Origin of the sequence: Leifsonia poae (assembly GCF_027921845.1) — a bacterium.
Classification (GTDB): domain Bacteria; phylum Actinomycetota; class Actinomycetes; order Actinomycetales; family Microbacteriaceae; genus Leifsonia; species Leifsonia poae.
This window is the reverse complement of the sequence record NZ_BSEN01000006.1, coordinates 448815-463256: the sequence shown is the minus strand read 5'-3', so window position 1 is coordinate 463256 and position 14442 is coordinate 448815. Positions and strand designations below refer to the sequence as shown.

Annotated in this window: 14 protein-coding genes; 10 read left to right on the top strand and 4 right to left on the bottom strand. The window is 70.2% G+C overall.

What is annotated here, in order from left to right; genetic code table 11:
• The first annotated feature begins 15 nt into the window (after positions 1–15).
• The 8 genes from PKE84_RS09180 to hpaD all read left to right on the top strand — a co-directional run bounded on the left by PKE84_RS09180 (position 16) and on the right by hpaD (position 8197).
• A complete protein-coding gene (locus PKE84_RS09180) occupies positions 16–897 on the top strand; it encodes a hypothetical protein (protein WP_271176927.1) in 882 nt (293 codons plus the stop codon).
• A 62-nt stretch (positions 898–959) separates the two neighbouring features.
• Complete coding sequence (locus PKE84_RS09175) at positions 960–1709, top strand: IclR family transcriptional regulator (RefSeq protein WP_271176926.1); 750 nt, start codon at positions 960–962, stop codon at positions 1707–1709.
• A 131-nt stretch (positions 1710–1840) separates the two neighbouring features.
• On the top strand, positions 1841–2626 hold the full coding sequence (gene hpaH, locus PKE84_RS09170) for a 2-oxo-hept-4-ene-1,7-dioate hydratase (RefSeq protein WP_271176925.1): 786 nt from the start codon (positions 1841–1843) through the stop codon (positions 2624–2626).
• Positions 2611–3456, top strand: a complete 846-nt coding sequence (locus tag PKE84_RS09165; protein ID WP_271176924.1) for an HpcH/HpaI aldolase family protein — start codon at positions 2611–2613, stop codon at positions 3454–3456. Before hpaH ends, PKE84_RS09165 begins: the two co-directional genes overlap by 16 nt.
• A gap of 4 nt (positions 3457–3460) precedes the next feature.
• Positions 3461–4903, top strand: a complete 1443-nt coding sequence (locus PKE84_RS09160; protein WP_271176923.1) for a fumarylacetoacetate hydrolase family protein — start codon at positions 3461–3463, stop codon at positions 4901–4903.
• The gene (locus PKE84_RS09155; protein WP_271176922.1) at positions 4885–5568 is read left to right on the top strand and encodes a GntR family transcriptional regulator; all 684 of its coding nucleotides are present in this window, start codon (positions 4885–4887) and stop codon (positions 5566–5568) included. Before PKE84_RS09160 ends, PKE84_RS09155 begins: the two co-directional genes overlap by 19 nt.
• 29 nt (positions 5569–5597) lie before the next feature.
• On the top strand, positions 5598–7100 hold the full coding sequence (hpaE, locus tag PKE84_RS09150) for a 5-carboxymethyl-2-hydroxymuconate semialdehyde dehydrogenase (RefSeq protein ID WP_271176921.1): 1503 nt from the start codon (positions 5598–5600) through the stop codon (positions 7098–7100).
• A 26-nt stretch (positions 7101–7126) separates the two neighbouring features.
• Positions 7127–8197, top strand: coding sequence for a 3,4-dihydroxyphenylacetate 2,3-dioxygenase (hpaD, locus tag PKE84_RS09145; RefSeq protein WP_271176920.1), 1071 nt, complete (start codon positions 7127–7129; stop codon positions 8195–8197).
• Positions 8198–8224: 27 nt separating this feature from the next.
• Here hpaD and PKE84_RS09140 read toward each other — a convergent pair whose 3' ends face one another.
• On the bottom strand, positions 8225–10144 hold the full coding sequence (locus tag PKE84_RS09140; protein WP_271176919.1) for an FAD-binding monooxygenase: 1920 nt from the start codon (positions 10142–10144) through the stop codon (positions 8225–8227).
• Between the two features lie 146 nt (positions 10145–10290).
• On the opposite strand from PKE84_RS09140, the gene PKE84_RS09135 reads away from it, so the two are divergent.
• The gene (locus PKE84_RS09135) at positions 10291–10647 is read left to right on the top strand and encodes a DUF5997 family protein (RefSeq protein WP_271176918.1); all 357 of its coding nucleotides are present in this window, start codon (positions 10291–10293) and stop codon (positions 10645–10647) included.
• Between the two features lie 72 nt (positions 10648–10719).
• On the opposite strand, the gene PKE84_RS09130 is transcribed toward PKE84_RS09135, so the two are convergent.
• The 3 genes from PKE84_RS09130 to PKE84_RS09120 form a co-directional block, all read right to left on the bottom strand.
• Positions 10720–11979 (bottom strand): alpha-hydroxy acid oxidase, encoded by a 1260-nt coding sequence (locus tag PKE84_RS09130; RefSeq protein WP_271176917.1) that lies wholly within the window; start codon positions 11977–11979, stop codon positions 10720–10722.
• A gap of 9 nt (positions 11980–11988) precedes the next feature.
• Positions 11989–12726: a FadR/GntR family transcriptional regulator gene (locus PKE84_RS09125; protein WP_271176916.1), complete on the bottom strand. Its 738-nt coding sequence runs from the start codon at positions 12724–12726 to the stop codon at positions 11989–11991.
• A 101-nt stretch (positions 12727–12827) separates the two neighbouring features.
• Positions 12828–13376: a CGNR zinc finger domain-containing protein gene (locus PKE84_RS09120; RefSeq protein ID WP_271176915.1), complete on the bottom strand. Its 549-nt coding sequence runs from the start codon at positions 13374–13376 to the stop codon at positions 12828–12830.
• 70 nt (positions 13377–13446) lie between these two features.
• Between PKE84_RS09120 and PKE84_RS09115 the strand changes: the two genes are divergently transcribed.
• Positions 13447–14433 (top strand): DMT family transporter, encoded by a 987-nt coding sequence (locus tag PKE84_RS09115; protein ID WP_271176914.1) that lies wholly within the window; start codon positions 13447–13449, stop codon positions 14431–14433.
• The last annotated feature ends 9 nt before the right edge of the window (positions 14434–14442 follow it).

The following is a 14442-nucleotide window of genomic DNA, read 5'->3' as shown; positions in this document are numbered from 1 at the left end:
GCGAGACAATGGACCGTGCACAATCTCGGACTCCTCTTCGACGTCGACGGGCCGATCGCCAGCCCGATCACCCGCACCATCAACATCCGCAGCATCGTCACCGACCTCGTCGCGATGACGGCGGCCGGGGTGCCGATCGCGTTCATCACCGGGCGCTCGGGCGACTTCATCCGCAATCAGGTCGTGGCCCCGCTGTGCGATGCCGGTCTCTCCGAGGCGCTCGAGGAGCACGGCGCCCGCATGTTCGGCGTCTTCGAGAAGGGCGGCGCCTGGGCGGCGATCACCGGCGACGGCATGGGCGAGGTGACCGTGGACGAGACGGTCGCGTTCGGCGACGACGCGGTGGACGGCATCCGGATCCTGGTGCGCGAGCGCTTCGCAGACACGATGTTCTTCGACGAGACCAAGCGGGCGATGATCTCGGTGGAGCAACGCACCGACGTCGATCCGGAGACCTACGCCGAGGCGCAGGGCCGCTTCGAGGACGCCGCGTTCGAACTGCTGACCGGCCTCGGCATCGGGCTGCGCTACGGCGAGCGCGTGGCGCCGGATGCCCGTGGCGAGGTGCCCTTCCGCATCGATCCGACGATCATCTCGACCGACATCGAGTCCGTGCTGCTCGACAAGGATCGCGGCGCCCAGCGCGCATTCGACTACTTCGCGGCGCGCGGCCCGCTGCCTCGGCGCTGGCGCTCGATCGGCGACTCGCGCAGCGACTACAAGATGGCGGACTTCGTCCACGACGCCGGGTACGAGGTGGCGCACGTCGACGTGCGGCCGGCGGACGGCATCCTGGAGCGCCCGTACGAGGTGATCACGATCGGCGACGCGATCCACGACACGGCCGGCGCCGAGTTCCTCGCGCACTGGCGCAACGAGCTCGGCCTCGCGACCTGAGCTCGGCCTCGCGACCTGAGTGGGGTGCCGGCGGGAGGGGGCGGATGCGAGACAATGAGGCCATGCCCGTGACCACCGGACCCGGCGGCGAAACGGCCGGCGATCCGACCGGCGACGCCGCTCCCGCTCCGCATTCCCAGACGCTGTCGCGGGGCATCCGGGTGCTCGAGGTGCTGGCGGAGCGCGGCGCCCCGATGACGATCGCCTCGATCGCCGCCGCGCTCGGCGTGCACCGGTCCATCGCGTACCGCATCCTGCGCACGCTCGAGGATCACGGCCTGGTCGTGCGCGATCGGTCCGGCTCCGTGCAGCTCGGACCGCGGATGGCGACCCTCGCCCGGTCGGTCTCGCGCGATCTGCAGGCGGCCGCGCTCCCCCAGCTCACGGCGGTCGCGAACGATCTCTCGATGACCGCCTTCCTCGCCGTGCTCGACCGGCGCGATGTCGTCACCCTCGTGGCCGTCGAGCCCGCCCACGCCCACGCGTCCGTCGCGCAGCGTCCCGGCACGCGGCACCCGCTGGCCTCCGGTGCGCCCGGCATCGCCATCCAGTCGGCGCTGACCGATTCGCAGTGGCGCACCCTGCCCGACGAGCACCCGCGCGACGAGGCCGCAGACGCGCGCGCCCGCGGTTATGCAACCAGTCACGACGAGGTGATCCCGGGCCTGGCGTCGGTCGCCGCCCCGCTCGCGGTCACCGGCCAGCCGGTCGCCGCGGTCGCCGTCGTCTACGTGGCGAACGGGCGGGACACCGCCGCGATCGGGGCGCGGCTCGCCCAGGCCGCAGCAGAGATCGCGGCCGACCTGCGCTGAGGCGCCGTGGACCTGCGCTGAGGCGCCATGCGCCCGCGCGCCTGCGACGTCCTATCATCCGCATCACGGATCGTATACAATCGCCCTGCGCCTCGACGACGAGGCGCCAGACGAGCGAGAGGATCCGCCGGATGCTCGACACCCCGACCATTCAGGCCATCGCCGACGAACTCGCGACGGCCGAGCGGGAGCACACCACCGTTCCGCTGCTGACCGACAGACACCCCGGCATGACGGTCGACGACTCGTATGCCGTGCAGCAGTTGCGCGTCGAGGGGGGCGTCGCCGACGGACGCCGGCTCGTCGGCCGGAAGATCGGCCTGACCTCCAAGGTGATGCAGCAGGCCACCGGCATCACCGAGCCCGACTACGGCGCCATCTTCGACGACATGGTGCACCAGACGGGTGCGGTCATCCCGTTCGACCAGTACTCGAACGTGCGCATCGAGGTGGAGCTGGCCTTCGTGCTCGGCGCGCCGCTCGAAGGTCCGGATGTCACCCTGTTCGACGTGCTCGCGGCGACCTCGTACGTCGTGCCGGCCCTCGAGATCCTGAGCTCGCGCATCGAGCTGACCGGACGCACCATCGTGGACACGATCGCCGACAATGCGGCGATGGGCGGGATGGTCGTCGGCGGCCGTCCGGTCGCGCCCGACAAGGTCGACCTCCGCTGGGTCGGCGCCCTGCTCTACCGCAACGAGACCATCGAGGAGTCCGGCCTGGCCGCGGCGGTGCTGAACCATCCGGCGACCGGTGTCGCCTGGCTCGCGAACAAGCTCGCGCAGCACGGCGGCCGCCTCGAAGCCGGGCAGATCGTGCTCGCCGGGTCGTTCACCCGCCCGCTGTGGGTCGAACGCGGCGACACCATCCACGCGGACTACGGAACCCTGGGAGCCATCACATGCCGATTCGTCTGAGCGCGCACTCCCAGGAGCCGACGCCCACCTTCGCCGACCACCTGACGGTGACCGACCGACCGCTGTTCGGCATCTGGTCGTGCTCCGGCAGCGCGCTCGTCGCCGAGATCTGCGCGGGGAGCGGTCTCGACATCGTGCTGATCGACGGCGAGCACTCCCCCGTCTCGCTGGAGTCGATCCTGGCGCAGCTGCAGGCCGTCGCCGCGTATCCGGTCGTGCCGATCGTGCGTGCGCCCATCGGCGATCCCGTCATCGTCAAGCAGCTGCTCGACCTCGGCGCGCAGAACATCCTCGTGCCCATGGTGGACAGCGCCGCCCGCGCGGAGGAGATGGTGCGCGCCGTGCGCTACCCGCCGCTCGGGATGCGCGGCGTCGGCAGCGCGCTCGCCCGGTCGTCGCGCTGGAGCCGCATCGACGACTACGTCGGGCGCGCAGCCGACCTCGTCTCGCTCACCGTCCAGATCGAGACCGTGGAGGGGCTCGCCGATGCCGCGGCGATCGCGTCGGTGGATGGCGTGGACGCGATGCTCGTCGGACCGGCCGACCTCGCCGCTTCGATGGGCCTGCTCGGGCAGCAGAGCCATCCGGACGTCGTGGCCGCCGTCGAGGAGGTCATCCGCATCGGGATCGCGGCCGGCACGCCGGTGGGCGTGAACGCCTTCGATCCCGCGATGGCCGACCGCTACGTCGAGGCGGGCGCGGCCTTCGTGCTGGTCGGCGCGGATGTGACGTTGCTCGCCCGGTCGTCCGAGGCTCTGGCCGACCGCTTCATCGCGGATGCCGGCGTCACGGCCGACGCCGACGACGACACCGGCTCGGATGCGGAGTGACCCGATGACCGACGTCATGCGCCCCGGCAAGATCATCGCCGTGCACCTCAACTACCGCTCACGGGCGGCGCAGCGCGGGCGCACCCCCGCCGCACCCTCGTACTTCTTCAAGCCGGCCTCCTCCGTCGCCGCGACCGGCGGCGAGCTCGAGCGCCCGGCGGGCACCGAGCTGCTCGCGTTCGAGGGCGAGATCGCGCTCATCATCGGGCGCCGCACCCGACGCGTCTCCCCGGAGGACGGCTGGGCGGCGGTCTCCGGTGTCACGGCGTCGAACGACTTCGGGCTCTACGATCTGCGCAGCGCGGATCGCGGTTCCAACGTGCGCTCCAAGGGCGGTGACGGTTTCACGCCGCTCGGGCCCTCCGTCATCCCGGCCGCGGCCGTCGACCCCGGCGCACTGCGCGTGCGCACCTGGCTGAATGGCCGTCTGGTGCAGGAGGGCAGCACCGACGACCTGCTCTTCCCGTTCGGCCAGCTCGTCGCCGACCTGTCGCAGCTCCTGACCCTGGAGCCGGGCGATGTCATCCTCACGGGGACTCCCGCCGGGTCGTCCGTCACGAGCCCCGGCGACGTGGTCGAGGTCGAGGTCGACGCACCGACGGCGCCGGGCGCGCCGAGCAGTGGACGGCTGACCACGCGGATCGTCGCGGGCGACACCCCGTTCGGCGCCTATGGCGCGCAGCCGTCCGTCGACGATGTCCAGCGCGCCGAGGCCTGGGGCACACCCGCGGAACCACAAGCGCGGCCCTGGTCGCTCTCCGACGACCTGCGCGCGCAGCTCGCGAGCGTCGCCACCGCCACGCTCAGCTCGCAGCTGCGCAAGCGCGGCCTGAACAACGTGTCGATCGACGGCCTCACCACGACGCATCCGGATGCCCGGATCGTCGGCACGGCGAAGACGCTGCGTTACCTGCCGAACCGCGAAGACCTCTTCGAGTCGCACGGCGGCGGCTTCAACGCTCAGAAGCGCGCATTCGACGAGGTTGCCCCCGGCGAGGTCATCGTGATCGAGGCCCGCGGCGAGCGCGGCAGCGGCACCGTCGGCGACATCCTGGCCCTTCGCGCCCAGGTGAACGGCGCGGCCGGCATCGTGACCGACGGCGGCGTACGCGACCTGGCCGTCGTCTCGGCCCTCGACATCCCGACCTACCACGCGGGCGCCCATCCGGCCGTGCTCGGCCGCAAGCACGTCCCGTGGGAGGTGGACGTGGCGGTGGCGTGCGGCGGAGCGACCGTGCTGCCGGGCGACGTGATCGTCGGCGACGCCGACGGGCTGCTGGTCATCCCGCCGTCGCTGGTCGCGGAGGTCGCCGCCGACGCGATCGAGCAGGAGCGCGAGGAGGAGTTCGTGGCCGAGCAGGTCGCCGGCGGCGAGCGTGTCGACGGGCTCTTCCCGATGAACGCCGAGTGGAGAGAGAGGTACCGCGCGTGGCGGCAGCAGCAGTAGGCAGCGTCACGCCGAGCAAGTCCCAGGTCGCCTACGACCACATCCGGCAGCGGATCGAGGATGGCCGGTACGTGTCGGGCTTCCGCCTCGTGCTCGGCCAGATCGCGGGCGAACTCGGCGTCAGCGTCGTGCCCGTGCGGGAAGCGATCCGGCGGCTCGAGGCGGAGGGCCTGGTGACCTTCGAGAAGAACGTCGGCGCCCAGGTCGCCCTGCTGCACGAGACCGAGTACAGCTACACGATGGAGACGCTGGCGCTGGTGGAGGGGGCGGCCACCCGGCTCTCGGCCCCGCTGCTCACCGCCGGTCACCTGCGACGCGCGCGCGAGGTCAACCGCGAGATGATCGCGTGCCTCGACGACTTCATCCCGCACCGCTTCACGCAGCTGAACCAGGAGTTCCACTCGGTGCTGTTCGAGGAGTGCCCCAACCCGCACATCCTCGACCTGGTGCACCGCGGCTGGAACCGGCTCGCCGTGCTGCGCGACTCGACCTTCAGCTTCGTCCCCGGCCGCGCTCGCGAGTCGGTGGACGAGCACGAGCAGATCGTGCGGCTCATCGAGACCGGCGCGGACCCCCTCGAGATCGAGCTCGCCGCGCGGCGTCACCGCCTCGCCACGCTCGACGCCTTCCACGCCTACCAAGACGTCCACAAGCGCCACCACTGAGCGCCCGCCGACACCACCGAGGAGCCAGCATGGCCACGCACTACGTCCCCGAGAACCTGCCCGACCACCTCCGGCACTACATCGACGGCGCGTTCGTCGACAGCGTCTCCGGCGCGACCTTCGCCGTACTCGACCCCGTGTCGAACCAGCCGTACGCCACCGCCGCCGCCGGTCAGAAGGAGGACGTCGACCTGGCCGTCGCCGCCGCGACCCGCGCCTTCACCGACGGACCGTGGCCGCGCATGAAGCCACGCCAGCGCGCGCGGGTGCTCGACCAGATCGCCGACGCGATCGAGGCCCAGGATGCCCGGCTCGCCGAGCTCGAGACTTTCGACACCGGCCTGCCGATCACGCAGGCGCTCGGCCAGGCTCAGCGCGCGGCCGAGAACTTCCGGTTCTTCGCCGACCTGATCGTCGCCCAGACCGACGACGCCTATTCGGTGCCCGGCGCACAGCTCAACTACGTCAACCGCAAGCCGGTGGGCGTGGCAGGGCTCATCACGCCCTGGAACACCCCGTTCATGCTCGAGAGCTGGAAGCTCGCCCCGGCGCTCGCCTCCGGCTGCACCGTCGTGCTCAAGCCGGCCGAGTTAACACCACTGTCCGCCGGCCTGTGGGCGCAGATCTTCCGCGACGCGGGGGTGCCCGACGGCGTCTTCAACCTGGTGAACGGGCTCGGCGAGGAGGCGGGCGACGCGCTGGTGAAGCATCCGGATGTGCCGCTCATCTCGTTCACGGGCGAGAGCAGCACCGGGCAGTTGATCTTCGCCAACGCCGCCCCCTTCCTCAAGGGTCTCTCGATGGAACTCGGCGGCAAGTCCCCCGCCGTCGTCTTCGCGGACGCCGACCTCGACGCCGCGATCGACTCGACCTTGTTCGGCGTCTTCTCGCTCAACGGCGAGCGCTGCACGGCCGGCTCCCGCATCCTGGTCGAACGCGCGATCTACGATGAGTTCCTCGAGCGGTACGCGGAGCGGGCGAGGAACATCGTGGTCGGCGACCCGCACGACCCGGCGACCGAGGTCGGCGCGCTCGTGCATCCCGAGCACTTCGAGAAGGTCATGAGCTACGTCGAGCTCGGCAAGACCGAGGGTCGCCTGCTCGCCGGAGGCGGGCGCCCGACGGGGCTGGACACCGGCAACTACGTCGCGCCGACCGTGTTCGCCGACGTCGCCCCCGACGCCCGCATCTTCCAGGAGGAGATCTTCGGCCCGGTCGTCGCGATCACGCCGTTCGACTCCGACGACGAGGCGCTCGCTCTCGCCAACGGCGTGCGCTACGGTCTGGCCGCCTACATCTGGACGCGCGACCTCGAGCGCGCGCACACCTTCGCCCGCAACGTCGAGAGCGGGATGGTCTGGCTCAATTCGCACAACGTCCGCGACCTGCGCACGCCCTTCGGCGGCGTCAAGGCGTCCGGTCTCGGGCACGAGGGCGGCTACCGGTCAATCGACTTCTACACCCATCAGCAGGCCGTGCACATCACGCTCGGTCCCGTCCACACCGCGCGCTTCGGCGCCACCGCCCACTGACGCCGCTACTCACCGAGGAGAAGCCCATGCCTGCACTGCCGACCCCGTCCGTCACGCCGCCCGACGTCATCCGCGCCGCCTACGCCGAGCTCATCGTCTCCGACATCGCCGCGTCCCGGGCCTTCTACGTCGGCGTTCTCGGACTGGTCGTCACGTACGAAGACGACGACACGCTCTACCTGCGCGCCTTCGAGGAGTATCTGCACCACTCGCTCATCCTGCGGCGGGGGCCGGTGCCCGCCCTGGCCGCACTCGCCTACCGCGTGCGCAGCGCCGGCGAGCTCGACGCCGCGGTCGCCTACTACGAACAGCTCGGCGTGCGCGTCGAGCGTCGCGCGGCCGGCGCGACGCGCGGGGTCGGCGAAGCCGTGCGCATCGAGGACCCGCTCGGCTTCCCGATCGAGTTCTTCTACGACTCCGAGCACGTCGAGCGCTTCACCCGCCGCTACGACGTGCAGGGCGCCGGCGCCATCTCGCGACTCGACCACTTCAACATCGTCACCCCCGACGTCCCCGCGGCCCGCGACTACTACGAGGGCCTCGGCTTCCGCGTCTCCGAAGACATCAAAGACGATGAGGATGTCGTCTACGCCGCGTGGATGCACCGCAAGGCCACCGTGCACGACGTGGCGCTCACCGGCGGCGACGGGCCCCGGATGCACCACATCGCCTTCGCCACGCACGAGCGCAGCCAGATCCTGCACCTCTGCGACCACCTCGGAGCGTTGCGCCAGTCGGACCGGATCGAGCGCGGGCCCGGGCGGCACGGCGTCTCGAATGCGTTCTACCTCTACCTGCTCGACCCCGACGGCCATCGCATCGAGATCTACACCCACGACTACTACACGGGGGATCCGGACAACCCGGTGGTGACCTGGGACGTGCACGACAACCAGCGGCGCGACTGGTGGGGCAATCCGGTCGTGCCGAGCTGGTACGCGAACGCCTCGACGGTGCTCGATCTGGATGGCGAACCGGTCGCCCTCACGCACCGCACCGAAGCCCGCGAGTCCGAGGTGACGATCGGCGCCGACGGGTTCTCGTACACGCGCAAGAACGACGCCGAGCTCGGCTTCAAGCTCGGTTCGCAGGTCTGAGGCGGTCGAGGTCCGCGCAACCCCGTGCTAGCGCGCGGCCGCGTGACGACGGGAGAGCAGAAGCGGCTCGAAGAACGCGGAGAGCTCCGCCGTCGCGGCCAGCGGCAGCACGTTCGACACATACTGGTCGGGGCGCACGACGACGACGGCTCCGCCGCGGTCGATCCCTCGCAGCTCGAAGATGTCGTGCTGCGGGTCGGCGGCGTACACCTTCTCGTAGTCGACCAGGTCGAACGGTCCGGTGCGCGGGAGGAACGCGGTGGGCACAGCTCCGAGGTCGACCTGCCCGTGGCTCTGCTGGTAGACGACCTTCACGTCGAACCAGGCGTCGACGTTGGCGCCCTCGGGCGTGTAGGCGACGATCGGCGAGTCGGGGGCGTGCGCGATCCACTCCGCGAACTCGGCCACCGCTGACCCAGCGCCAGCGGCGTCCGCGCCCGCCGCCGCGTCGGCGAAGACGTAGATGCGCCAGCGACCGTCGGCGCGGGCATGGTGACCGAGCTGCACCGGGTTGCCGTCGCACACGCGCTCGACCGGTGCGGACTTGAACCGCTTGCCGATCGGGAACCCGGTCGCGAGCGACTGGTGCGCGGGCTCGGCGATGAGCATCGACGGCGCGTACTGCGTCATGAAGCCGGCCGGGAACTCGGCCGTGCGAACGTAGAAGTCCTCCAGCTCCGACGGATCGTCGAGGTCGGATGGCTTCGTCGCCATGAGAGTCGACCACTGCTTGTCGAAGTCGATCAGGTTCTGGGCGATCACCTGGCGCTCGGCGGAGTACGTGGCCAGCAGGCTCTCCGGGCTCCGTCCCTCCAGCACGTGACCGAGCTTCCAGCCCAGGTTGAAGCCGTCCTGCATCGACACGTTCATTCCCTGACCGGCCTTCGCGCTGTGCGTGTGGCAGGCGTCGCCGGCGATGAACACCCGCGGTGTGCGCGTGCCGATCGCATCCGGGGTGACGTCGTCGAAGCGGTCGGTCAGCCGGTGCGCGACCTCGTAGACGCTGTGCCACGCGACGTTCCTCACGTCCAGCGTGTACGGGTGGAGGATCTCGTTCGCCTTCGCGATGATCTGCTCGATCGTCGTCGCGCGCACGGCACGCGCGTTCTCACCCGACGCCTCGCCCAGGTCGACGTACATGCGGAAGAGGTACCCGCCCTCGCGCGGGATGAGCAGGATGTTGCCGCCCGAGCCCGACTGGATGGCGCACTTCGTGCGGATGTCGGGGAAGTCGGTGACCGCGAGCACGTCCATCACGCCCCACGCGTGGTTGGCCTGGTCGCCCGCCATCGTGCATCCGATCGCCTCGCGCACGCGGCTGTGTGCCCCGTCGGCCCCCATCACGTACTTCGCGCGCACGATCCGCTCCTGCCCGTCCCGCTCACCGCTCGTGTGAGCGAGCGTGACGGTGACCGGATACTCCTCGCCCTCTGCGACCTCCAGCCGCCGGAACTCGAGACCGTAATCGGGGGTCAGGCGCGTCGGCGAGTTCGCCGCCACCTCGGCGAAGTAGTCGAGCACGCGCGCCTGGTTGACCAGGAGGTGCGGGAACTCGCTGACGCCGGCCGGGTCGTCGGGCGCGACGGCGGCACGCACGATGCGCGACGGATCGGCGGGATCCGGCTTCCAGAACGCCATCTCGGTGATGCGGTACGCCTCCGCGATGATGCGCTCGGCGAATCCGAACGCCTGGAAGGTCTCGACGCTGCGGGCCTGAATGCCGTCGGCCTGGCCGATCTCGAGCCGTCCGGGACGCCGCTCGACGATGCGCGTCGTCACCTCGGGGAACTGCGAGAGCTGCGCCGCGGCGATCATGCCCGCTGGCCCGGTGCCGACGATGAGCACGTCGACGACCTCCGGGAGCTCGCTCGGACGGTCGATGCCGACACCGGCGGCCGGCTGGATGCGCGGATCACCGGAGACATAACCCTTGTCGTGGAACTGCACGGCTGCCTCACTTCGTCGTGTGGTGGTGCGTCGTTCGATCGTGTGTTCGATAATCGAACACACGGTTCGCATAACGCGCAACGATCATAGGCTCGGCGCGCGTGAGGGGCAATCGGGCGACGCCGTCGGTCGCCTAGAGTGAACGGATGATCTCCCGGCGGGAGGCGGCCCTCCGTCTCGACATCTCCCTCGAAATGGCGAAGCGTCACGACATCCCGTCCCGGATGACCGAGAGCGAATTCGCCGAGCTGTCGAACGATCCGCCCGCCTGGCTCGTCCAGTCACGCGCCAATCGCACCGGCAAGAAGCCGGTGTGGGTGCAGCTGACCTGCGACGTCTGCGGCTTCACCGAATCGACCCGCCCCAAGAAGTGGTGGCCCGACTTCACCTACCTCAGCTGCGACCACCATCCGGCGAGCGACCTGCCCGACCCGCTGCCCAGCCTGCACCGCCGCGAGGTCGACGGCATCGGCTCCCGCTTCATCGGCATCGTCGACGAGTGACCCGCCGCAATCGAGTCCGGGAGAAGTCGGGGCGCCAGTGATCGCGCGACTGATTTCTCCCGGACTCGATGGCTACGGGGTGACGGTGGCCTGCAAAGGCTCGTTCACGGGGATGAGTCGACGCAGCTGCGTGACGTGCTTCGGGGTGAGTTCGTCGAGGGAGGCGACCTCGAGCAGCTTCATCGTGCGCACGAGCTGATCGCTGAGGATCTCGATGGTGCGGTCGACGCCGGCCCGTCCTCCGGCCATGAGGCCGTACAGGTAGGCGCGCCCGATCAGGGTGAACTTCGCGCCGAGCGCGTACGCGGCGACGATGTCAGCGCCGTTCATGATTCCCGTGTCGATCGCGATCTCGGTGTCGTTGCCGACCTCTTTGACGACCTGCGGCAGCAGGTGGAACGGGATGGGCGCGCGGTCCAGCTGGCGCCCTCCGTGGTTCGAGAGCACGATGCCGTCGACGCCGAGGTCGACGAGCCGCCGGGAGTCCTCGACGTTCTGCACGCCCTTGATCACGATCTTGCCCGGGAACAGCTCCCGGATGATCGCCAGGTCGTCGAAGCTGATGGAGGGGTCCATCGCGGCGTTGAGCAGGTCGCCGACCGTGCCGCCGGTCGCGGAGAGCGACGCGAACTCGAGCTTGGGCGTGGTGAGGAAGTCGTACCACCACCACGGCCGCGGGATGGCGTTGACGATCGTGCCGAGGGTGAGTTGCGGCGGGATCGAGAAGCCGTTGCGCTTGTCGCGCAGCCGCGCCCCGGCGATCGGGGTGTCGACCGTGAAGAAGAGGGTGTCGAATCCGTTGGCCGCCGCGCGGCGCACGAGCTCGTACGAGATCTCCCGCTCCCGCATCACGTACAGCTGGAACCAGTTGCGGCCGGTGGGGTTGGCCGCTTTGACGTCTTCGATCGACGTGGTTCCGAGGGTCGAGAGGGTGAACGGGATGCCGGCGGCCCCCGCCGCTCCCGCGCCCGCGACCTCGCCCTCGGTCTGCATCAGCCGGGTGAAGCCGGTCGGGGCGATGCCGAACGGCAGCGCCGACGGGCCGCCGAAGATCGTGCAGCTTGTGTCGACCGTCGAGACGTCGCGGAGGATCGACGGGTGGAACTCGATTTCCTCGAACGCCTGCCGGGCGCGCGCCAGGGAGAGCTCGCCCTCCGCGGCGCCTTCGGTGTAGTCGAACGCGGCCTTCGGGGTGCGGCGCTTGGCGATCTTCCGCAGATCGTCGATCGTGAGCGCGCTCTGGAGGCGCCGCTTCTTCCCGTCGAACTCGGGCTTCTTGAACGACATGAGCTCGAGGAGCTCGGCCGGTTTCGGAACTTGGCGAGTGACCATGCTGGATGCCTAACGGGATTCGTGGTGGATGGTGGATGAGGCGACGGATTCGGGAGGCGCATCCCGGTAGTAGCCGCTGATGTGGTCGTGCACCCGGGCGCGGGCATCACGACCGTCGCCCGCGACGATCGCGCCGAGGATCCCGCGGTGCTCGCCGCGGAGTCTCGCCGCCATGGTCTCCCAGCCGGGGATGCGCGCTGCGCCGGAGAGCACGTAGCTCTCGATGGACGTGCGGAGGCCGGCCATCATGGCGGCGACGACCGAGTTGCCCGACGCCTCGGCGAGGGCGAGATGGAACTGCGCGTCGAGTGCGAGGAACTCCTCGGCGGTGAGCGCCGGGTTGTCCATCGCGTCGAGCAACTGCCGCGCATCGGCGAGATCGATGCCGGATGGCCGCTCGGCGAGGTCCGCGGCGACCGCCGTCTCGAGGAGCAGACGCGTGCGCACCACGTCTGCCACCGGGAAGCCGTTCGCGGCGACCTGCAATCGCATGAGGGCCTGCATGCCCCCGACCGGACGGGCGACGATGATGGCCCCCGAGCTCGGTCCCGATCCGGTCTGGGTGCGCACGAGCCCCATCGCCTCGAGCACCCGGATCGCCTCGCGCACACTGGAACGGGCGACACCGAGGTCGGCCGCGAGGGTGCGCTCGGCCGGCAGATGGTCGCCGAGCCGCAGATCCCCGTCGACGAGGCGCGCCTCGATGTGGGCGAGCACGCCCTCCCAGGCGCGTGGCTCCGTCGGCATCGGCACTCCTCGGTCGGATTCGATCAGGTGGCGGGTTCGATCGTGTGGTCGGACCATGTGGTCGGCCCACACTAGCACGGACCCTCGATCGAGACCGAGCGCTAGGACTCCTGTCGCTTGCGGAACGCGACCATGTTCATCCGGTTGCCGCATCGCACGCTGCAGAAGCGCTTCGATCCGTTGCGGGAGAGGTCGAGCAGCAGGCCTGTGCAGTCGTCGGCGGCGCACACCCGCAGGCGGCCGGTCTCCGACGAACGGATCACGTCGACCAGCGCGAGCGCCACTTCGACGCGGATGCGCTCGGCGAGCGGCGCATCCTGGGCCGTGGCGTGGAGGTGCCAGTCGAAGCCGTCGTGACGCATCAGGTGAGGCAGCGCGCGGGCATCCGCCAGCATCGCGTTGACCTCGAGGGCCGCGTCGTCCCGGTTGAGCGACCACGTACGCCGCAGCCGCTCGCGGGTCGCGTGCACGTCTCGGAGTTCGGCCTCGTCATGGTCGACACGCCCCGAGTAGCGGTTGGTGGCGATGAGGGCAGCCAGCGCATCCGGGGTCGCCAGCTCGTCTTGTCCGCTGCGCGACGCGCTGGGGACGGTGTTGCAGAGCACGACGGCGAACTCGAGCGCGTCCTCTGTGTCAGGGGCAAAATGCAAGTTGACTCCTTACTCACGACAAGCGTAGCGTCAGGAGCATCATCCACCTAGACCCTGACCAGGACCTGCCATGAAGCGCACCTCGACGTCACTCGGACTCCTCATCGCGATCATCGCTGCGGCCACGTTCGGCCTGTCGGGCGCCTTTGTGAAGCCGATGCTCGAGGCCGGCTGGAGTCCGGCTGCGGCCGTGGCGGCGCGGGCCCTGATCGGTGGCATCGTGCTGATCCCTGTCGCAATCATCACCCTGCGCGGCCGCTGGTCGGCGCTCTGGCGCGGACGCTGGCGGGTGCTCGGCATGGCGCTGGTCGGCGTCGCCGGAACGCAGCTCGTGTACTTCGCGGCGATCCAGCGGATCCCGGTCGGCACCGCAATTCTGCTCGAGTACATGGCACCGCTGCTCCTGGTCGCCGTCACCTGGGCGCTCACGCGGCACGCCCCCAAGGCGGTGGTGCTGATCGGCTCGGTCGTCGCTGTCACCGGCCTCGTGATGGTGGTCTCCCCCGACGGCTCCGGAGCGCTCGATCCGCTCGGCCTCTTCTTCGCCGTGCTCGGGATGGTCGGCTGCGCTGCCTTCTACGTGATCGCCGCCCGTCCGAGCGACGGCCTGCCCCCTGTCGCTCTGGCGGCGTCGGGCCTCCTCATCGGCGGCGTCGTGCTCGCGGCTGTCGGAGCGACCGGGATCGTCCCGTTCCAGGTGAGCTTCGACGACGTTCAGCTCTTCGGCCAGGCGACCGCGTGGTGGATCCCGCTTCTCGTCATCGGGGTCTTCGCGACCGCTGTCGCCTACGCGGCGAGCATCACCGCCACCGAGATGCTCGGCTCGCGGCTCGCGTCGTTCGTCGGGCTGCTCGAGGTGGTGGCGGCGACCTTCTACGCGTGGCTGCTCCTCGGCGAGAAGCTCGGCCTGCTGCAGCTGCTGGGCGGGGCGCTCATCCTGGTCGGCATCGGCTTCGTGCGCTCGGAGAAGGCGGACACAGCGGCGGATCTGACCACGAACGGAACGTCGGCGTCTGGTGCGCACGAACCAGCTCTCGACACCGGGCCTCGACGCTAGTGCGCCGAT

Excerpts from the sequence above, each read along its gene's own strand:
- PKE84_RS09175 (WP_271176926.1), top strand. The coding sequence starts at position 960 with ATGCCCGTGACCACCGGACCCGGCGGCGAAACGGCCGGCGATCCGACC.
- hpaH (WP_271176925.1), top strand. The coding sequence starts at position 1,841 with ATGCTCGACACCCCGACCATTCAGGCCATCGCCGACGAACTCGCGACG.
- PKE84_RS09165 (WP_271176924.1), top strand. The coding sequence starts at position 2,611 with ATGCCGATTCGTCTGAGCGCGCACTCCCAGGAGCCGACGCCCACCTTC.
- PKE84_RS09160 (WP_271176923.1), top strand. The coding sequence starts at position 3,461 with ATGACCGACGTCATGCGCCCCGGCAAGATCATCGCCGTGCACCTCAAC.
- hpaE (WP_271176921.1), top strand. The coding sequence starts at position 5,598 with ATGGCCACGCACTACGTCCCCGAGAACCTGCCCGACCACCTCCGGCAC.
- hpaD (WP_271176920.1), top strand. The coding sequence starts at position 7,127 with ATGCCTGCACTGCCGACCCCGTCCGTCACGCCGCCCGACGTCATCCGC.
- PKE84_RS09135 (WP_271176918.1), top strand. The coding sequence starts at position 10,291 with ATGATCTCCCGGCGGGAGGCGGCCCTCCGTCTCGACATCTCCCTCGAA.
- PKE84_RS09130 (WP_271176917.1), bottom strand. The coding sequence starts at position 11,979 with ATGGTCACTCGCCAAGTTCCGAAACCGGCCGAGCTCCTCGAGCTCATG.
- PKE84_RS09125 (WP_271176916.1), bottom strand. The coding sequence starts at position 12,726 with ATGCCGACGGAGCCACGCGCCTGGGAGGGCGTGCTCGCCCACATCGAG.
- PKE84_RS09115 (WP_271176914.1), top strand. The coding sequence starts at position 13,447 with ATGAAGCGCACCTCGACGTCACTCGGACTCCTCATCGCGATCATCGCT.